This window comes from Verrucomicrobiota bacterium, assembly GCA_021413925.1.
In the GTDB taxonomy this organism is placed as follows: domain Bacteria; phylum Verrucomicrobiota; class Verrucomicrobiia; order Chthoniobacterales; family UBA6821; genus UBA6821.
Window position 1 is genome coordinate 152,091 of sequence record JAIOPL010000015.1, and the last position, 19,004, is coordinate 171,094.

Here is a 19,004-nt window from a genome sequence, read left to right on the forward strand (position 1 = left end):
TCATGAGACCAATCGCTCTTCTCTGGGCTAACCGCCATCGTTCCCCTTCCTTAAGGGTAGATCTCCCCTTGATCCGCAGGATCGTGGAGGCGGCCTTGCCTCTCTGTGTCGCCAAGCCTCGGCACAAGGGCATACAACTTCCTCCCGAGGTGGAGATCACACTCCTGGGTGAGAGTGCAATCGCCAAGGTGCACGGGGAGTTTCTCGATGACCCGACACCGACTGATGTCATCACCTTCGAGCATGGAGAGATCCTGATTGGCGTGCCGATCGCGGCGGCCAATGCCTGCAAGTTTAGTCACCCGGCAGACCACGAGGTGGCCCTGTGCGCTATCCATGGCCTTCTTCACCTGCTGGGCTACGATGATCTGAGCGCGCAAGAACGCACAATCATGCATGCCCGTCAGGAGGAAATTTTAGAGGCTGCCCTTCGGGAGGTGTGCTAGCGTTCGGCTCATGAGAGAGGCTGCCGTTCAGCGCGAGGAAATTCCCGATACGGGGGATTACGCCGTTGTTGCCCGCGCCGCCGAGCTCTGCAATCCCTTTCTCGATGCATTGGGTGAGGTGACCCTTTCGATCCGGGGGCCGGTGGCCTCCTCGGTGCTGAACTGGAATGCATCCCTCTTCACCCCGATCATTTATCCGACACTTCTAAAGGTCATCGTCTTGGCGGCCGAGGGGGGGAGTTTCGAGCTCACGGCTCTGGATTGCACATTGGATCAGGCGCTCCCCTCGTCCGTTCGACTGACGAGCCGCGACGAAGGAAGGAGGCTTTTGCTCGGTTTACTGGCTCCGCGTGGTGACCGTTTGATCGAGCGCTATCGTACAGCCGTCCTGGCGGGGAACTCACCCGGACATCACGCGATCACTCATGCTCTGCGGGCCAATCTGTTTCATCTTCCTCCGAGGGTGATGATCACCTCGTACCTTTTGCAGGAGGGAATCGGTGCCGGTCTGGATGGCCGGGACATCTCCCGCTTCCTGATCGATGGGATAGGGGCGTCAAGAGACCTTCCCAGTCCCGAGCGCATCATACCCATGAGTCAGCCATGCAGGGAATGAACCAACCGGGGCTTCTCGAGGCTCCCGAAGTAGAGCTCTCTGAGAATCTCGATCTCCCCTGGCTTGTCGTGGTGCACAACGATCCCGTGAATCTCATGAGCTATGTCGCGATGGTCTTCCGCCGGATCTTCGGATGGACGCGAGAGCGCTCCGAGAGGCACATGATGGAAGTCCATACCAAGGGGCGCTCGGTTGTTTGGGGCGGCGGCAGGGAACAGGCGGAGCACTATGTGCAGCAGCTCCACTCCTTCCTCCTGCTGGCGACTCTTGAGAAGTCTTCCTGAGTCACCTTGAGGGACTAACGCCGATGATCTTCGAACGCTCAAAAAACGGAAACTTCCGCTTTAGCAGGATCCATCCTTTGCTGGGCGAATTACTGCAGGCTGTTGCGATGGACCCCTGGGAGCGCTACCCCGAGGGGAGTATGCGCCTATTGCCCTCGCCCACCGAAAGTGAGGATCTTGAGGATCTACGTCTTGATTGGCAGGATCATGTGCAACCGGGCCTGCGGCATCATTTTGACCTGGAGCGGGCCGTGGTGTCGGAGGACCTTGCTTGCATGATTCAGCGGAAAGGGAAGATTCCTTCCTGGACCTTGGAGATTTCTACCGATCACTCCGACGCCTGGTTGACGACGCTGAACGCCCTACGACTGGCCCTTGCCGAGGAGCATAGGTTCACCGAAAAGGATCTCTCTGAAAAAACGCCCTCTGATCTCGAGACTGAGCGTGGCCTTGCCTTGATGCAGGTGAACTTCTACGCCTTCATCCAAGAGTGTCTTCTCCAGGCGATGGACGACGAGTTGGGCGAGTAGTTGGGAATTAGGAATGGGAAGTTGAGCTATGGAAGAGGCGCGCGCCATTCTGCTGCGACGGTATAAATTCTCGGAGAATAGTCTCGTCGTGATCTGGCTGACCGACCGGCATGGCAAGGTGAAGACGACGGCCCGCAGTGCCACCAAGCCGGGAGGGCCGTTTTCCGGGAGATTGGAGCTCTTCACCGTCGCTGGAATTACCTTTAAATCTCCCAAGAACGGTGATCTTCACACTCTCAGCGAGGTGGTGGTCGAGACAGAAGCACTTCTTCCCGCGACCTATTCCACTATCCTTTCAGCGTCCTACTTCTCCGAACTCTGTGATCTTTTCACCGAACCGATGCATCCGGTTCCCGAAGTTTTTGCCTTGTTGGAACGCGCTTGGGGATTCCTGCGCACGCAGGCACCGAGTCGTCGTGCTGTTGCCCATTTCGAGACCGAATTGGCAAAGTCTCTTGGCATCCATGATCCCTCTATTCCCGCCCACAGATCCCTGGCGTCCGTCGCGCATAAGCTGCCGGAAAGCCGCCCGCGCCTGCTGGAGCAACTTGCCGAGAGCCCGTGAACCTTCATTCCTCAACCCTCAAGGTTGTTTTGTTACTCGTACTCGCGGGGATGGCTGTTTCCACAGTTCATCCACTCAATGCGGGCGATGTCTCCGCCGCAAGCGCCCCCCTTCTCAAGGCTCCTTCTGATTATTATTCCTACTGGAAGCAAAAATACCTGAACCCCTCCGTGCGGTTCCCTGGAGACTGGAAGGTCAATTATGACGGGAAGGGGACGACTGTTTCGGAGGCGATCGGCTATGGGATGCTGATCACCGCACTCATGGCCGACACCGATTTCGAGTCAAAAAAATACTTCGATGGTCTGAATAGATTCAGGAAGCGCTTCCCCTCGTCGATCAATCCCGCCTTCATGTGCTGGAAAATCCCTCCTCATGAAAGGCCTGGGAAAAACGATTGCGCCACCGACGGTGAACTCGATATCGCCTATGCCCTCCTGTTGGCCCATGCGCGGTGGGGGGATGAGGCCTATCTGGCGGAAGCCAAGAGTCTGATCGGGTCCATCGGAGCCTCATTGGTACGCCCCGATTTTTCACTGCGCCTGGGCGATTGGAACGATGCGCCCGGTCAGACGCGCCCTTCTGACTTCATGCCGACTCATTTCCGAGCCTTCGGTAAAGTAACGGGTGATCCTCTCTGGAAGAAGGTTGAGGATCGTTCCTATGAAATTCTCACGGAGTTGCAACTTGAGAAAGCACAAGCTGGGACCAAGACGACGGGGCTTATTCCTGATTTTGCAGTTCAAAAAAACGGATGTTGGGTTCCTGCTCGGCCCGGCTTCCTGGAGGGGGGGCATGATGGCGACTTCTACTACAATGCCTGCAGAGTGCCTTGGCGAATCGGTTGGGCGGCTCTTGCCTCCCGTGACAAAGGAGATGATCGTGCCAAGGAGGTTCTGGGACGCTTCATGCAGTGGGCCCTCATGAACGTGAAAGATCCCGAGCAGTTCAGGGCAGGCTACCGGCTGGACGGGAAGCCGGTGCATAAGAGCGACTTTAACACAGCTTGCTTCATTTCTCCGACAGGGGTGGCCGCGATGGCCTTGGGCATGGAGTCTTGGAAAGCAAAGGTTGAGCGCTATGCACTGGGTAGCAGGGAGGAGTATTATGAAGACTCAATCAATCTGCTCTGCCTGATCCTGATGTCAGGTCAATCGCACGGGTTCATCCGTCAGAATTCCCCTCAATAATCTTCAAGACACATTCTTTATTTAGAATAGTTCTTGATTGATCTTGAATGAGTCTGGCCGGGTGCTAGATTGAGAAACCATCTCATGAAGAAGCCGGCAGCCATTCCATCCAACGAAAGCGCTATGGGACACTATGCGTCCGCCATGGTGCAGGGAGGTATGCGTCTTACGCCTCAGCGGCGGCAGGTCTATGAGGTGCTCATGGACAAGAGGGATCATCCGACGGCCACGGAGGTCTTCATCCGGGCTCAGAAGCAGATGCCCTCCATCTCGCTCGCCACTGTGTATAACTGCCTTGAAACGATGGTTGGAAGCGGTTTGGTGAAGGCCGTCCATGTCGACCGTGAGCCAACCCGATTTTGTGCGAACCTCCAGGAGCACGGTCACTTCCACTGCACGGAATGCGGTCATGTCTCCGACATCGGATTTTCCCACACCCGCGAGAAGGGATGGAAACTCCCCTCCGGATTCCTCGTCACTCAGCACGATGTCACCCTCCGGGGACTCTGCGCCGACTGCGGAACATCTTCTAAAAACACGAATCATTCCAAATCAAAAATCCCATTCTCACACTAATTCCAACGACAAACCATTAACCCAGTAACCGCCCATGTCCGCCCATTCCTCTTCGTCACTTTCCATCCGAGACTTGCACGCCTCCATCGGCGATAAGCCGATCCTCAAGGGCCTCACGCTCGACATCCCCAAGGGAGAAGTCCACGCCATCATGGGCAAGAACGGAGCCGGCAAGAGCACGCTCGCCAAAATCATGGCCGGCCATCCCGACTACACGGTAACCTCGGGTGATGTCCTGATGGATGGTGAGAGCATCCTGGGTTTGGAACCCGATGTCCGCGCCCGTCTTGGTCTCTTCCTTGCCTTTCAGTATCCGATGGAGATCCCCGGGGTCACTATCGCCAACTTCATCCGCGCAGCCCTTCAGGCCCGCCTTCCCGAGGGGGAGGAGTTGGAGGCAACCGACTACTACGCCAAACTCTATGCCAAGATGGATGCCCTGAGCGTGCCTCGGAACTTCACTTCCCGCTCGGTGAACGAGGGCTTCTCTGGTGGTGAGAAGAAGCGCTGCGAGATTCTCCAGATGGCGATGCTCGAGCCCTCCTATGCCGTGCTTGACGAGACAGACAGCGGTCTCGACATCGACGCGCTCAAGATCGTTTCAGCGGGAGTGAACGCCCTTCGCGGTCCGAATATCGGCATGCTTGTCATCACCCATTACCAGCGTCTGCTCGACTACATCGTGCCCGATAAGGTGCATGTCATGTCCGAGGGGCGCATCATCCACAGCGGCGACAAGGATCTTGCCCTCAAGCTTGAGGCTCAGGGCTATGACTGGGTCGAGAAGGAATTTGGGGGATCCGGCACCAAGGCCGCCTAAAAGGGCATTAGCAGTTTAGACTATTAGACTATTAGCCAGAACCTATCAGAACCAAGACTCAGAACCTAAAAGTCTAACAGACTTCAGCCTAACCTACCTTTTCTATGAGCACCGAGACCAAACCAGACATCGATATTGACCGTTCCGTCGGCGATTTCCGCTACGAGATGGACTACGCCTTCGATGCGGGCGTCGGACTGACCGAGGCGACGATCGACTACATCAGCGACGTGAAGGGTGACCCTGATTGGGTTCGCGCTTTCCGCAAGGAAGGTTACCGAAAGTTCCTGGAGAAGCCGATGCCGACTCACTGGGCTACCAAGGACCTGGAGAGCATTGTCTTCGAGAACATCCGCTATTACCTCTCGCAGGGACAGGTTCCCAAGCGGACCTGGGACGAGGTGCCCGATGACATTAAGAGGACCTTCGAGCGGCTTGGTATTCCCGAGCAGGAGCGCAAGTTCCTCTCCGGTGTAGAGGCCCAGTTCGACAGCGAGGCGGCCTATTCGAATATCAAGGCCGCGGTCGGCGAGCAGGGAGTCATCTTTGTCGGATCCAGCGAGGGTCTTAAGGAGCATCCCGAGATCTTCAAGAAGTGGTTCGGCAAGGTAATCCCGAGCGGTGACAACAAGTTCTCCGCGCTGAACTCCGCAGTCTTCAGCGGCGGCAGCTTCATCTATGTGCCGCCAGGAGTTAAGGTAAAGCACCCGCTCCAGGCTTACTTCCGAATCAACGCCCAGAACTTCGGACAGTTCGAGCGAACCTTGATCATCGTCGACGAGGGGGCTGAGCTCACTTACATGGAGGGTTGCACCGCGCCGAAGTTCGAGACGGCCACGCTGCACAGCGCCGTCGTAGAGCTTGTCGCTATGAAGGGGGCCAAGATCCAGTACATCACCGTCCAGAATTGGAGTTCGAACGTCTTTAACCTCGTGACCAAGCGCGGCATCGCCCATGAAGATGCCGAGGTTAAGTGGATCGATTGCAATATTGGATCCCGGCTCACCATGAAATATCCGGGAGTCGTGATGAAGGGGAAGGGTGCGCGTGGCGAAGTCGTCTCGATTGCCCTGGCTGGTGATGGCCAGCACCAGGACACCGGTGCCAAGATGATCCATGCGGCCGACAACACGACCAGCAACATTATCTCCAAGTCGATCAGTCTCGGAACAGGCCGCTCCACCTACCGTGGCATGGTCCATGTGCCGAAGCACCTGAAGGGTTGCAAGAACAACACCGAGTGCGACGCCCTGCTTATCAATAGCCACAGCCGCACCGACACCTACCCAGCTATCAGCGTGCGCGGTCAGGGAAATGCCGTTCAGCACGAGGCGAGCGTCAGCCAGATCAGCGCGGAGCAGATCTTCTACATGCAGCAGCGCGGTCTGAGCGAGGCCGCTGCCATGAGCCTCGCGGTCAATGGCTTCGTCAATGACCTGGTTCAGCAGTTCCCGATGGAATACTCGGTCGAGCTGAAGCGCCTTATCGATCTCGAGATGGAAGGATCCGTCGGATGAGCATCACCACGACCTCTCCCGCCGAGACCGGCAACTCTACTAATTGGCCCGAATGGTTCAGCAAGGACCAGAATGAGGCCTGGGAGCTTTTCCAGTCACTACCGCAGCCAAAGCGCAACGATGAACCGTGGCGCTTTGCGAATCTCAAGGCGCTCGACCTTTCCGATTTTCATCTCGCTGTGCCCGTCCAGGATGCTGCGTCACTTATCACCCGTTCCTCGGCGCACACCAACCTCGCCGCGAAGCTCATCTTCGCGAATGAAGTTCTCATCCACAACGATCAGTCTGAATTGCCTGCCGGGGTGCTTCTCTTGCCGCTTGAGCAGGCCGCTAGGGATCACGAAGAACTCTTCCGCAAGAGCTTCATGACTTCCGATGTGCGCCTCGGTTCGAAGAAATTCGCCGCCCTTCATCGAGCCCATCTACGCTCTGGGGCTTTCGTCTATGTTCCCAAAGGAGTCGTTATCGAGCAACCCATCGAGATCTGGCATTGGGTCGAGGGGGAGAATGCCACCATCTTTCCCCACACTCTTATCGTCTTGGGTGAGGGTGCCTCCGCCACCGTGATCGATCACTTCGTCTCATCGCGGGATGAGCGTTCGCTGGCTATTGCCGTGAATGATCTCACGCTGGGAACGAATGCGAAGCTGCATTACGTCGGTGTCCAGGAGTGGAGTGACAAGGCAACCGCCTTCCACATCAACACCACCGAAGTGGAGAAGGAGGGTGTTTCGACAGCCCTTCAGATGAACCTCGGAGGAGCCTATATCCGTGGAGAGAGCGACAGTCATCTGCTGGGTGAAGGATCGCGTAGCGTCATGCTCTCGATCAATCCCGCAAGCGGGACCCGCGAGATCGATCAGCGAACCTTTCAGGATCATTTCGCCCCGCGTGCGACCAGCGACCTCCTCTACCATAATGCCCTGGCGGATTCGTCGCGTACGATCTTCGCCGGCCTGATCAAGGTCGAGGAGCATGCCCACGAGACGGATGCTTACCAGAAAGTCCGCAATCTGATGCTTAGTGATGAGGCCGAAGCCAACTCCATGCCTGGTCTCGAAATTCTAGCTGATAATGTTCGCTGCACGCACGGCGCGACGTCCGGCGAACTCAACGAAGACGAACTCTTCTACATGATGGCCCGCGGTATAGGTCCTAAGCAAGCGGCACAGCTAATCGTGAGGGGCTTCTTCGGAACTGTCCTTGAGCGTCTTGAGAATGAGGAACTTCAAGCCCATCTGGGCGAGATCCTGGATAAAAAATTATCAACCTCTGAATAAATCTCCCGCAACCGTAACGGCTGCGAATCAATGGCCGGGCTAGCCAAGGGGATGAACGGGATAGCCCTCTTTTATTCCACTCCGCGCCTCTGCGCCTCCGCGCGATACATTCAGTTCAAAGTACGCCAATCCCCGGGCGCGCATATTTGAAGCAGCCGAGGGGAGGCTCTGCAGGGAAGTCTTTCCCAAGGGCAATTGCCTTGAACTGAATACCCATCGAGCCGGGGTTGAGAAGGGTCTGAAGGGCGCCGAGATCCCGTCTAGCCGCGTCACTCTGGTCAGTGAAGTCTCCGAGTGAACGCAGCCAGGGTTCGGCTGCTCCCACGAGAAAGTGGTGCTGGTCGCTGTAGCCGAGAATCTCGAAGCCGACCTCACGTGACGATCGGGCAAGTGCAGTAAAATCGACCTGGGCTGTGATATCGCGAAGTCCCGGTTCGCCCAGAGGATCGTTGAACCGCTCGTGTTTTTTGAATGCAAGCAGGGTTCCATCGGCGCGATGGGGTGCGTAGCGATCCTCTCCCGACTGACCGTAGTCGATGGTCAGCACGAGCCCGCGCTCTAGCCGCTTATGGAGAGTCGTGAGCCAAGGGTTCATGGCCCGGTTGATCTCTGCACGGAAGCCCTTGGTAAGATGATTCGGGAGTTTGGTTGCCTCTGCATGGAGTTCAGGGTCCTGGATCGGCCGAGTGGTCCATACCAGAGCCCCATCATGGTATGCCACGCACTCCTCCTCCCATGCGGTTCCGTTCCAGCGCACGGAATCTACTGGGAAGGCATCCAGCAATTCGTTGGAGAGGTGGATGCCGGTGAACGTTGGCAACTCTTCCAGGGAGGGCACCCAAGTGACGTTTGTGAATCCCGCCAGCTTTTGTTTCTGGCGATCCCTATTCACGGGGAAAGGCTCCACGATGATGAGTCGAACTGCTTGGTTGTATGAGTCCCCAGCTTTAGCGAGCGCTCCGAGAATATCGGTCGCCATGCTTCCGTCATTTGCGCCCTGCTCGACGATTGTGAATTCAGAGGGTTTTCCCAAGCGCTCCCAGACGTCGCGACAGACCGAGGTAAGAAGACGGCCGTAGATGCTGCCGACGCTGACGCTTGTGAAGAAGTCCCCTTCTTTTCCGACCCTAGCCCGACCTGAGCCATAGTAGCCGTACTCCGGATGATAGAGTGCCAGCTCCATGAACCGCCGGAACGGGATGACGCCATCGACATCGGATATCTCCTGGTGGATGACTTGAAGGAGCGGCGTTTGGGAAACCTGAAGTTCTGAGATCATGAAGAGCAGAGGTTCCTTAGGTTAGTTTTTTCAGGTCTCAGCCTTCAGCTTTCATCCTTCGCGGCCTTGGCCGCTCGGTCACTGCCCACGAGTGATCTCGCGGGCGTAGATGTTGATCTGGCCGTCATCCCCGCGTTTGACAGAGGTGATCTGGAAAGGTCGGAGGCCTTCTCTGGAAATCACATTCCCCTCAGCCGGAGGAGTCGCACCTGCAGGGAACTCCACGATCACACGCACCTTCGCATTAGGCCCAAGTGGAACTCCGGCGATGGCCCCCTGCGGACGAAGCACTGCGCGTCCATTGCCCGAGGCCGTGACGGCAAAGTGCCCCTTGAGGTAATGACGCTCGCCACCGATACCCCGAGAGGCGATATCTTGCGCATCCGAGGATTCCACGAGGCGGCCACGCGGCATTTTCCCGGGCTCAAATACAGGCCATATTTCTGAAGGAGTGGTGGCAACGGGTTGGTTGGTCGCTGTCATCGCAGCAGCGTTTGTCGGAAGCGGCCCCGACGGGATGGCGCTTGGTTTCGGCGATGCTTTGGGTGTTGGAGTGGCGATTGGCGTGCTGATCGGGGTTGGGATCGGAGTTGGTGTGGGTAGCGGTGTTCCCACAGGTATGGCCCTAGGTACTGCTGTGGAGGAGTCAGCTCCAATCGGCGTGCTCACGGGGATAGCCGGTAATATGGTCGGTTCATTCACAGGAATAGCCCGTGCGATCGGGGTGGTGACTTCTTCAACAGTTCGGGACTGCTTGACTGGAATGGCCTTCGCAATCCTGGGTTCGGGAGTGGGTGTCGCCATTTCCTCGGCGATTCTGCTCAGGTGACCTGATGGTTTCTCGCCATTCTTGCCAGCCATCTCTTTGTCTCCGGTGATCTTTCCGCCCGAGAGTTTGGCGATGTTGGCCGAGGAGATAATCGGCAATCCCGCTTCCAGATTCAGTCCCTCAGGAGGTTCCAATGAGAAGCTGGCCTCACCCTTGGCTGCACCGTAGGTGCCGTAGAGCAGGGGCATCGTCGTCAGTAGAATTTTATTTTCCGAAAGCCGCTCGATATGAACTACAGCCGAGAGATCGAGAGGCTTCTCGAGTTTGATCTGCTGGCCCGTCACCAGGGATCGTTTGAGTCCGGGGAGATCCTTCTCCTGGGCTGTGAATGGCTGTTCCAGAAGCACCTCGGGCTGTTCCACCGCCTGGAGCAGGGCTACCAATCCCGGTTTGCAGAACGTCTCGTCCGTCAGGGGCAAGGTCCCGAGCACCCGATAGGTGCCGACGGCATAGGGAACAAGTTCGCGGACCTGGTGGTAGTTGCGAATGAAGTGGCGCAGAAGGTTTGAATTGGCCCTGCGGATTTCGGAGGTGGTCATCGATCCGAATCTCTCGAGTAGCTGACCCGGCTTTAGGAATTCACCACGTGGCGCCAGTGTGATCTCAAATCTGATGGGAGGCTCGATCTTGTGCATCCGAATGAGCAACCGGTAGTTGGCCGCTTTTTCGGGATTGGCAAAGATGTAGTAGCTTCCCATCCAGCAGAGAAAGACGAAGCCGAGCAGGAGAAAGATGAAGACGGTCCACCCGAAGAGACCATCTTTTGATCCGCCCCCCCTTCGGTGTCCCGACCCTCCTTGATATCCGTAATAGCGCTTGCCTGACATGAATCACTTAAGAAGAGCGAGGCTCTCGATGGGTGGCAACCGAAAACAGGGAAATCCCTCCTGACCTTACAGAGGTTTTTCTTGAGGTGCCGGCTCGAACGAGGTGCCGCAGCCGCAGCTCCGTGAAGCATGGGGGTTGATCACCCGGAAACCCGCGCCCGTGAGTTCGTCGACATAGTCGATAGTGCAGCCATCGAGTTGTTCGCTGCTCTCCGGATCGATGGCCACCACGGCGCCGTTCTGTTCGGTCACTTCGTCACCCGGCAGGGGGCCACCCAGACTCATGGCGTATTGTAGGCCGGCACACCCCCCTTTCTCCACAGCGAGCCGAAGCCCTGAGTTGCCATTTTCAGAGGCAAGCTCCCTGAGCTGTTTCGCCGCCGACTCCGTGATATGAATCATGAACTTACCTTTCAGGATGCATCACCTGAAGTCAACCGGAGTCCTTTGGGTTTTTGAGAGCAACCAAGGGTTTTTGAGAGCCGTTTCGACCAGGACGTTCTAAAAATAGAGCTTTTTTCCATTTTGGCTTGTCCGCTTAGCCGGTTGGCCCGATTTTCCTTAGCTCATGAAAGCCGTCGTTACCGTCATGCCGAAACCCGCCATCCTCGATCCAGCCGGAGTCGCTACCGGTCAAGCCATGGAGCACCTTGGCCTCAAGGGAGTCCGCTCCGTCCGTATCGGGAAATCGATCGAGATCGAAGTCGATGGCGCCGACGAGAAACAACTTCACGAGATCTGCCACGACCTCCTCTCCAATCCCGTGGTCGAGGATTACAAGCTCGAGATTCTCTCCTAACGATGGCGCCGATCATGAAGGTTGCCGTCATTCAGTTTCCCGGTTCGAACTGCGACACCGACTGCCAGGCTGCGCTTGCTTCTTTCCCCGGCGTTCAGGCAGAGATCGTCTGGCACAAGGAAACTTCCCTTGCCGGATATGATGCCGTGGTTCTCCCCGGCGGCTTCTCCTATGGCGATTACCTCCGCTGCGGATCGATCGCCCGGTTCTCCCCAATCATGGGGGCCGTCCGTGTCGCGGCCGATTCCGGCGTTCTGGTGCTCGGCATCTGCAATGGCTTCCAGATTCTTTGCGAAGCAGGGCTTCTGCCCGGGACGTTGATGCGTAACAACGGCCTGCTCTTCCGCTGCGAGCGCCTTCAACTGCGTGTCGAGAATACGGACTCTCCCTTCACCTCCATGCTTCATCAGGGACAGGTGCTCGACATCCCGATCGCTCATGGCGAGGGAAACTACTTTGCCGATCCTGAGACCCTGGCTCAGATCGAGGCCAATAACCAGATCCTAGTCCGCTACTGCGATGCCTCGGGGAATGTGACCCCCGAAGCCAATCCCAACGGCTCACTTGGCAACATCGCCGGCATCTGCAGCCATGGCCGGAATGTCTTCGGCCTCATGCCCCACCCGGAGCGCGTCTGCGATCCGATACTGGGTGGCATTGATGGGCGCGGTATCTTCCAGTCGATGATCGAGGCGGTTCAAAAGACGAAGGCAAAATGAAGAATGAAGAATGAAGAATGAAAAAGAGAGTGATGTCTCCACTTCACCCCTCTTCGCATTCTGCCCTTTTAACCTTCTAACTTTTTAACCTGTCACTTTCCCACTTCCCCCCTTCTGCAGTTCCTCTTTCCTAACAGCCTTTCACCAATGTCCAATCCCGCTATCACGCCAGAACTTATCGCCAAGCACGGACTCTCCCCCGAAGAGTACGAAAAAGTTCTTTCCATCCTTGGCCGCGAGCCGAGCTTCGAGGAGCTCGGCGTCTTCTCGGTCATGTGGAGCGAACACTGCTCCTACAAGAACTCCCGCCCCGAGCTCCGGAAGTTCCCCACCACAGGACCCAGCGTCCTGGTCAAGGCGGGCGAGGAAAATGCAGGTGTCATCGATATCGGGGATGGATGGGCGGTCGCTTTCAAGATCGAGAGTCATAACCACCCGAGCGCCGTCGAGCCATTCCAGGGTGCGGCCACCGGAGTCGGTGGTATCATCCGCGATATCTTCACCATGGGAGCGCGTCCCGTTTTCCTCATGGATTCACTCCGCTTCGGCCCCATCGAGGGGGACTCGGAGCAGGCCAAGACCAATAGACGCCTCTTTGCGGGAGTGGTCGCTGGCATCGCCCACTATGGCAACTGCATCGGTCTGCCGACCATCGCCGGTGAGGTTTATTTCGATGAGAGCTATAGCGGTAACCCGCTGGTGAATGCCTTCTGCCTCGGCATCCTGCGTCACGAGCAGATAGCTCGAGGAGCAGCCGAGGGCGTGGGAAATCCTGTCTTCTATGTCGGCGCTGAGACCGGCCGTGATGGTCTGGCTGGCGCCGCCTTCGCCTCCCGCGAACTGACCGAGGAATCAAAGGCTGATCGTCCCGCCGTCCAGGTCGGCGATCCCTTCCGTGAGAAGCTTTTGCTTGAGGCTTGCCTCGAGCTCCTTGCTACCGATTGCGTCGCCGGCATCCAGGACATGGGTGCGGCGGGACTCACCTGCTCCACCTGCGAGACCGCCAGCCGCGGAGGTACTGGTGTGGAGATCGATATCCAGCTGGTGCCTCAGCGCGCCAAGGGGCAGACCCCCTATGAGGTTCTCCTAAGCGAATCTCAGGAGCGCATGCTCGTTATCGTCAAAAAGGGCCAGGAGGCCATTGTGAAACAGATTTTCGAGAAGTGGGATCTGCCCTATGCCGAGATCGGCAAGGTCACCGACGACGGCATGATGCGCGTCCGCAACGGGAACGATGTCGTGGTGAACGTCCCTGCCCGGGCGCTTGCCGATGACGGCCCGCTCTATTCCCGAGAGGCCGCTCCGTTCACCCCACCTGCCCAGCTTGATTTGGCCACGGTGCCCCAAGCTGATCCCGAGACTGCTCTGCCGAAGCTTCTCGCTCATCCCAGCATCGCCAGCAAGCGCTGGGTCTGGCTCCAGTACGACCACATGGTCCGCACCGGTACCGCAGTTCTTCCGGGTTCCGATGCAGCGGTCTTCATTGTCCGCGAGGCGAACAAGATCTTGGCGGCCGCTACCGACTGCAATGCCATCTATTGCAAACTTGATCCGGGTGTCGGAGCACGTATTGCTGTCGCAGAGTGTGCCCGCAATCTTGCCTGCTCCGGCGCTGTGCCGATCGGCGTCACCGACAACCTGAATTTCGGCAATCCGCACAAGCCCGAGAACTTCTACCAGCTCCGCGCCGCCGTGGAGGGAATCTCTGAAGGGTGCCGTGCATTTGGTGTGCCGGTCACAGGCGGCAACGTCAGCCTCTACAACGAGAGCCCCGCCGGGGCGATCGACCCAACCCCGACCATCTCCATGGTTGGAACCATTGCTGATGCAGCCAACATCACCACCCAGGCCTTCAAGGAGGCCGGTGATCAGATCTTCCTGATCGGCGAGACCGGCAGTGAGCTTGGTGCTTCTCATTATCTCTTGGCCATTCATGGCCGCAAGGAGGGTGCCCCTCCAGCGATGGACTTTGCTAAGGAAATCGCCATCCACAACGCCCTACTCGGAGTCATCCGCAAGGGGCTTGTCCAGAGCGCCCACGACTGCTCCGAGGGCGGCCTGGCCGTAACTATTGCCGAGTCCTGCTTCGGCAACTCCCTTGGTGCCTCCATCGATTTCGGTGCCACTGATCAGCGTCCCGACGTCGTCCTCTTCAACGAGACCCAGGGGCGTATCGTCATCTCGGTGAAATCAGCTGATGTGGCTGCCATCGAAAAAGAGCTATCCGCCACAGGCGTCCCCTTCCGAAAGATCGGCGAGGTTACGGCCAAGGCAGAGCTCTCCATCAAGACGGGAGCAAATTCCTACAGCTGGTCGGTTTCTTCGCTGAATGAGACCTTTGAAGTGGCTATTCCGAAGCTGATGGAAGGGTAACGAAAGGGCTGTTTTTTGAGAATGCTTCGGGTGTGGCGACACCCCGTACCATTTGTTGAGTGTTATTTACGTTCGGCCAGATGATCCCTGATGGCGGAGATAAAGGTCTCGCCGAATTCGGAGAGCTTTTTCTGACCGATGCCGCTGATCGAGGACATCAGTTCGAGAGTGCTTGGCTGTTCTCGGGCCATGAGCCGGAGGGTCACATCCGAGAAGATGACGTAGGCGGGCACATTCCGCTCGTCGGCGAGTGTTCGTCGGAGGGCTCGGAGCGCGTTGAAGAGTTGCTCATCGCAGACGATGTCACCCCGGTCTAACGCCCTAGAGGGAGTCCGTGTTGCTTCAGTGTTTGGCGTTATGGGTTTGGTGAGGCGGATCTGACGGCGATCTCTCAGGATGGCCATTCCTTCGGAACTCAATTCGATGGTGGCAAAGCCGCTACTTGTTGATTGCTGTTGGAGGATCCCCATGCGAAGGAGTTGGCGTCCTATTTCTTGCCACTGGCGACGGTCGATGTCCCTGCCTATTCCGTAGGTAGAAAGCTGATCATGGTGCCAGCGGCTGATCTTCTCAGTTTTCGCTCCGACCAGGACCTCAGCGATGTGGGCCATGCCGACAGAGAACCCTGCCGCCTGCCGGATGCGCAAAACGCAGGAGAGTAATTTCTGAGCGAGGAGCGTTCCTCCGTCGCCGGGATACGGTTCACGCGGCAGGATGCAGTTATCGCAGCCGCCACAGTTTCCCTCGCTACCCGTCTCACCGAAATAATCCAAGAGAGTGGCTCGTCTGCATTGCTCAGCCTCGGCGTAGTGGAGGATCTGCTGGAGTTGCTCAAGCGCGATCCTTCGTTCCTCGGGATCGGTTTTTTCGTCGATAAAGCGGCGCTGTTTGACAGCATCACCGGAGCTGTAAAGCAGGAGGCACTCGGAGGGAAGACCGTCGCGCCCCGCGCGTCCCGTCTCCTGATAGTAGCCCTCGATATTTTTAGGCAGATCGTAATGGATCACGAAGCGGACGTTCGATTTGTTTATCCCCATGCCAAAGGCGATGGTGGCGCAAATCACATGTGTCTTATCTCGCAGGAAAAGCTCCTGATTCTTCGCCCGCTCTGTCGTGGTGAGTCCCGCGTGGTAGGGGAGCGCAGGGATGCCGTCGTCGGAGAGTTTGCTGGCCAGTTCTTCGGCCCCTTTGCGGCTCTGGCAGTATATAATACCGGCTTCGCTGCGGCGGGACTTGATGAAGAATCTAACTTTTTCGTATGCCTTCGCCTTCGCCTCAACCCGGTAGGTGAGATTTGGCCGGTTGAAGCTGGCCACAAAGCGGTGAGCCTTCTCAAGCCGGAGTTGCGTTACTATATCTTCCCGGACGCGGGGTGTCGCAGTGGCGGTTAGGGCAAGGAGGGGTGTTTTTGGGAAGAGATTACGTAGTGCGGCTATCTGCCTGTATTCGGGCCGGAAATCGTGGCCCCACTCACTGATGCAGTGGGCCTCATCGATTGCTAGCAGGCTGACGCCCCAACGCTGGAGATCCTCCAGGACGCCGGAGAGCATCAGGCGCTCCGGGGCAAGGTAGAGCAACTTGTATTGGCCCGCATGAAGTCCTCGGAGACGTGCACTCGACTCCGCCGCAGTGAGCGAAGAGTTCAGATAGGTCGCCGCCACGCCCGCCGCATGGAGGGAATCGACCTGGTCCTTCATCAGGGCAATGAGAGGGGAGACTACAACGGTAAGTCTTGGCAGGAGGAGTCCCGGAATCTGAAAGCAGAGAGATTTTCCTCCCCCTGTCGGCAGAAGCGCAAAGGCATCCCTACCTGCAAGGATCTCCTCCATGATCTCCCGCTGAAGTGGGCGGAATGTATCAAATCCGAAGATCTGCTTGAGAGAGTTAGCAAGCGAATCGGGAGGCGTAGTAGGCATCAATAAGTGAGTGAAAATTACCCGTCGTTTTGCTGTTACCCTTCCGGAACCTCGGCGGTGACGTGTTCAGAAGCCGCTTTCTGATCGCCTATGGCCGTATTGAGGCGATCGATTTCCAGCCAGCCGAAAGAGATCATTTTTCCCGTCCAGTTAATTCGTCCAGGTGAAAGAGTCTTTCTCCCCGCATGACGTAGATGATGAAGATTTGGTTGCCCTGAAGGCGGTAGAAGATGCGGAGGGGAGGAATCACCAGATGTCTGTAGGTGGTTCCACGCAATTCCTTGGGACAGGATCCTGACTTAGGAAAGTTGGCGAGTCTCTCCACTGATTCAAAAACTCTGTGGACCAGTCGTTTTGCCGCATCGGGCTTATCCAGAGCTATGTAATCGGCGACACGGTCGAGATCCGCCAGCGCGGGCTCAGTCCAGATAACGCTCAGGGAGGTATTCCCTAAGCCAGCCATCGTTTCATACGCTTTCTGGCGTCCGTGTTAGAGAGAGTCCTTCCTTCCTGCACGGCCTTTTCGCCTCGGGCGATGCCTTCCAAAAGAGAGATCTTTTTCCGCATTTCCGAGAAGGTATCGACATCGATCAGGAAAGCGACTGGGAGGCCGTGCTGAGTGATCATGATGGGCTCTCGATCTTCTGAAATCTGATCGATCAGATCAGTGGCCTTGCGCTTCAGGGTGGTGACGAGTTCTGTTCGCATCAAAGTGACACTAAAGTGATACTCTTTTTGACACAAGCGGTTTTCAGAAACATCTCCTTCATCCCCTTCATCCCTGTGAATATTTCTTCTCTGAGATCAGGATAGCTCCGCGACGACCTTGGCGTAGGCCTCTTTTGGGCTATCTGCGGCTGTGATCGGGCGGCCGATCACGAGCCAGTCGGAACCTGCTGCGACAGCTTCAGCAGGGGTCATGACCCGCTTCTGATCTCCTGCAGCGGCCCAGATGGGACGGACGCCAGGAGTGACGATCCGGAGTTTTTCATCAAAGGATTGGCGAATTGCCGAGATCTCCAGGGGGCTGCAGACAATGCCTCCGATGCCTGCCTTTGCGGCGAGTCCTGCAAGACGGAGAACCTGCTCCTTTGGTTCCGCATTGATGCCCGTGGAGGAGAGTTGGTCGGAGTCCATGCTAGTGAGGACTGTGACGGCAAGGATCAGTAGTTCCATTTTCTCGGCGGCTTTTGCGGCAGCCTCCATCATGACGGGTCCACCCACTGCATGGATTGTCGTCATGGCGACACCAAGGCCTGCCGCCGAGCGGATGGCATGGGCGACGGTGTTCGGAATGTCATGAAATTTCAGATCGAGAAAGACCTCGCAACCGCGCGCCTTTACCGCCTTGACCACGGAGGGGCCCTCAGCCGTGAAGAGCTCCAGACCAATCTTGCAGAGTGCTGGCGGTTCGCCGTGATCGGCTATGGAATCGATGAGTCTCAGGGCTCCATCCGTATGGGGAACATCGAGGGCGATGATGATTTTGTCTTGGGGTCGGGACGGTAGTTTCACACGATGAGAGAGTTCAAAGGTTCTAAAGGACGTAACGTGACTCAGACCATCTCACTCGTGGCTCCGGCCAAGATCAACCTTTCTCTCCGCATCCTTGGGAAGAGGGCAGACGGCTTTCATGAACTGGAGACACTCATGGTTCCCATTGGTCTGGCCGATACTGTCGAAGTCTCCCATGGAACGGGACACGGAATTACCCTGACCTGCAATGATCCCGAACTCCCCACAGGAGCCGAGAACCTTTGCGTGCAAGCTGCCGAGGCCTTCCGCGTCGCTACGGGACTCGATCATGGGATCGCCATCACGCTGCTTAAGAGGATACCTCATGGGGCGGGATTGGGTGGGGGTAGCAGTGATGCCGCCGCCGTTCTAAAAGGACTGAACGAACTCTTCGATCATCCCTTGGTGAATGAAGAACACCACCAGATTGCCGCTACGCTTGGCTCCGATGTTCCGTTCTTTCTGGGTAGTGGCCCAGCCTGGTGCCGAGGAAGGGGAGAGATCATCGAAACGGCCCCGATGCTTCCTGAGCGAACTCTCCTTCTGATCAAGCCACCTTTTCCCGTGCCTACCGCATGGGCTTACAAAAAGTATGCCGAGCTGAAGGAATTGGGAAAACTTCCCGTGCATCCTGATCGGCAACTCCTGGGTGATCACGAAATCATCAACGATCTCGAGGCTCCCGTCTTTCACAAGTTTCTCCTTCTGCCGGTCATGAAAACCTGGCTGCGTCAGCAACTCGGCGTCGAGTCCGCTTTCATGACCGGATCTGGTTCAACGATGGTGGCGGTGCTAGCTCCGCAAACCGCCGCTGAGGAAATTACAGATCTCAAGCAGGGGATCCTCTCCAAATTCGGGGAGACGATGTGGATCTGCGAGACTGGGTGGGGAATGGGTGATGGGGAATAGGAAATGGGGTGCAG

The 19,004-nt window shown here is 57.0% G+C and carries 21 protein-coding genes; 14 read left to right on the top strand and 7 right to left on the bottom strand.

What is annotated here, in order from left to right; translation table 11 throughout:
- The first annotated feature begins 2 nt into the window (after positions 1–2).
- From ybeY to sufD, 10 genes are all read left to right on the top strand, one after another.
- Positions 3–446 (top strand): rRNA maturation RNase YbeY, encoded by a 444-nt coding sequence (ybeY, locus tag K8R57_07810; protein MCE9588202.1) that lies wholly within the window; start codon positions 3–5, stop codon positions 444–446.
- A 10-nt stretch (positions 447–456) separates the two neighbouring features.
- Complete coding sequence (locus K8R57_07815) at positions 457–1,062, top strand: hypothetical protein (GenBank protein MCE9588203.1); 606 nt, start codon at positions 457–459, stop codon at positions 1,060–1,062.
- Positions 1,059–1,346, top strand: a complete 288-nt coding sequence (clpS, locus tag K8R57_07820) for an ATP-dependent Clp protease adapter ClpS (GenBank protein MCE9588204.1) — start codon at positions 1,059–1,061, stop codon at positions 1,344–1,346. Before K8R57_07815 ends, clpS begins: the two co-directional genes overlap by 4 nt.
- A 23-nt stretch (positions 1,347–1,369) precedes the next feature.
- Complete coding sequence (locus K8R57_07825; protein MCE9588205.1) at positions 1,370–1,876, top strand: DUF2017 domain-containing protein; 507 nt, start codon at positions 1,370–1,372, stop codon at positions 1,874–1,876.
- A 28-nt stretch (positions 1,877–1,904) separates the two neighbouring features.
- On the top strand, positions 1,905–2,441 hold the full coding sequence (locus tag K8R57_07830; GenBank protein MCE9588206.1) for a recombination protein O N-terminal domain-containing protein: 537 nt from the start codon (positions 1,905–1,907) through the stop codon (positions 2,439–2,441).
- A complete protein-coding gene (locus K8R57_07835; protein MCE9588207.1) occupies positions 2,438–3,631 on the top strand; it encodes a beta-glucanase in 1,194 nt (397 codons plus the stop codon). Before K8R57_07830 ends, K8R57_07835 begins: the two co-directional genes overlap by 4 nt.
- Positions 3,632–3,754: 123 nt before the next feature.
- Positions 3,755–4,207 (top strand): transcriptional repressor, encoded by a 453-nt coding sequence (locus tag K8R57_07840; protein MCE9588208.1) that lies wholly within the window; start codon positions 3,755–3,757, stop codon positions 4,205–4,207.
- A gap of 34 nt (positions 4,208–4,241) precedes the next feature.
- Complete coding sequence (gene sufC / locus K8R57_07845; protein ID MCE9588209.1) at positions 4,242–5,027, top strand: Fe-S cluster assembly ATPase SufC; 786 nt, start codon at positions 4,242–4,244, stop codon at positions 5,025–5,027.
- Between the two features lie 104 nt (positions 5,028–5,131).
- On the top strand, positions 5,132–6,544 hold the full coding sequence (sufB, locus tag K8R57_07850; GenBank protein MCE9588210.1) for a Fe-S cluster assembly protein SufB: 1,413 nt from the start codon (positions 5,132–5,134) through the stop codon (positions 6,542–6,544).
- Positions 6,541–7,824, top strand: a complete 1,284-nt coding sequence (gene sufD, locus K8R57_07855) for a Fe-S cluster assembly protein SufD (GenBank protein ID MCE9588211.1) — start codon at positions 6,541–6,543, stop codon at positions 7,822–7,824. Before sufB ends, sufD begins: the two co-directional genes overlap by 4 nt.
- A gap of 115 nt (positions 7,825–7,939) precedes the next feature.
- On the opposite strand, the gene K8R57_07860 is transcribed toward sufD, so the two are convergent.
- The 3 genes from K8R57_07860 to K8R57_07870 all read right to left on the bottom strand — a co-directional run bounded on the left by K8R57_07860 (position 7,940) and on the right by K8R57_07870 (position 11,161).
- A complete protein-coding gene (locus tag K8R57_07860) occupies positions 7,940–9,103 on the bottom strand; it encodes an SAM-dependent methyltransferase (protein MCE9588212.1) in 1,164 nt (387 codons plus the stop codon).
- Positions 9,104–9,181: 78 nt separating this feature from the next.
- Positions 9,182–10,759 (bottom strand): hypothetical protein, encoded by a 1,578-nt coding sequence (locus K8R57_07865; GenBank protein MCE9588213.1) that lies wholly within the window; start codon positions 10,757–10,759, stop codon positions 9,182–9,184.
- A gap of 66 nt (positions 10,760–10,825) precedes the next feature.
- Complete coding sequence (locus tag K8R57_07870; protein MCE9588214.1) at positions 10,826–11,161, bottom strand: iron-sulfur cluster assembly accessory protein; 336 nt, start codon at positions 11,159–11,161, stop codon at positions 10,826–10,828.
- 166 nt (positions 11,162–11,327) lie between these two features.
- On the opposite strand from K8R57_07870, the gene purS reads away from it, so the two are divergent.
- From purS to purL, 3 genes are all read left to right on the top strand, one after another.
- Positions 11,328–11,558: a phosphoribosylformylglycinamidine synthase subunit PurS gene (purS, locus tag K8R57_07875; GenBank protein ID MCE9588215.1), complete on the top strand. Its 231-nt coding sequence runs from the start codon at positions 11,328–11,330 to the stop codon at positions 11,556–11,558.
- Positions 11,559–11,572: 14 nt separating this feature from the next.
- Positions 11,573–12,277: a phosphoribosylformylglycinamidine synthase subunit PurQ gene (gene purQ, locus K8R57_07880; protein ID MCE9588216.1), complete on the top strand. Its 705-nt coding sequence runs from the start codon at positions 11,573–11,575 to the stop codon at positions 12,275–12,277.
- Positions 12,278–12,424: 147 nt separating this feature from the next.
- On the top strand, positions 12,425–14,650 hold the full coding sequence (gene purL / locus K8R57_07885) for a phosphoribosylformylglycinamidine synthase subunit PurL (GenBank protein ID MCE9588217.1): 2,226 nt from the start codon (positions 12,425–12,427) through the stop codon (positions 14,648–14,650).
- 62 nt (positions 14,651–14,712) lie between these two features.
- On the opposite strand, the gene recQ is transcribed toward purL, so the two are convergent.
- The 4 genes from recQ to pyrF all read right to left on the bottom strand — a co-directional run bounded on the left by recQ (position 14,713) and on the right by pyrF (position 18,081).
- Positions 14,713–16,566 (bottom strand): DNA helicase RecQ, encoded by a 1,854-nt coding sequence (gene recQ, locus K8R57_07890; protein MCE9588218.1) that lies wholly within the window; start codon positions 16,564–16,566, stop codon positions 14,713–14,715.
- Between the two features lie 133 nt (positions 16,567–16,699).
- Entirely contained in the window at positions 16,700–17,029 is a 330-nt protein-coding gene (locus tag K8R57_07895; GenBank protein MCE9588219.1) for a type II toxin-antitoxin system RelE/ParE family toxin, read from the bottom strand.
- Complete coding sequence (locus K8R57_07900) at positions 17,017–17,274, bottom strand: type II toxin-antitoxin system prevent-host-death family antitoxin (protein ID MCE9588220.1); 258 nt, start codon at positions 17,272–17,274, stop codon at positions 17,017–17,019. The genes K8R57_07895 and K8R57_07900 overlap by 13 nt, the downstream gene beginning before the upstream one ends.
- A 96-nt stretch (positions 17,275–17,370) precedes the next feature.
- A complete protein-coding gene (gene pyrF / locus K8R57_07905; protein ID MCE9588221.1) occupies positions 17,371–18,081 on the bottom strand; it encodes an orotidine-5'-phosphate decarboxylase in 711 nt (236 codons plus the stop codon).
- A 36-nt stretch (positions 18,082–18,117) separates the two neighbouring features.
- Between pyrF and ispE the strand changes: the two genes are divergently transcribed.
- The gene (ispE, locus tag K8R57_07910) at positions 18,118–18,990 is read left to right on the top strand and encodes a 4-(cytidine 5'-diphospho)-2-C-methyl-D-erythritol kinase (GenBank protein ID MCE9588222.1); all 873 of its coding nucleotides are present in this window, start codon (positions 18,118–18,120) and stop codon (positions 18,988–18,990) included.
- The last annotated feature ends 14 nt before the right edge of the window (positions 18,991–19,004 follow it).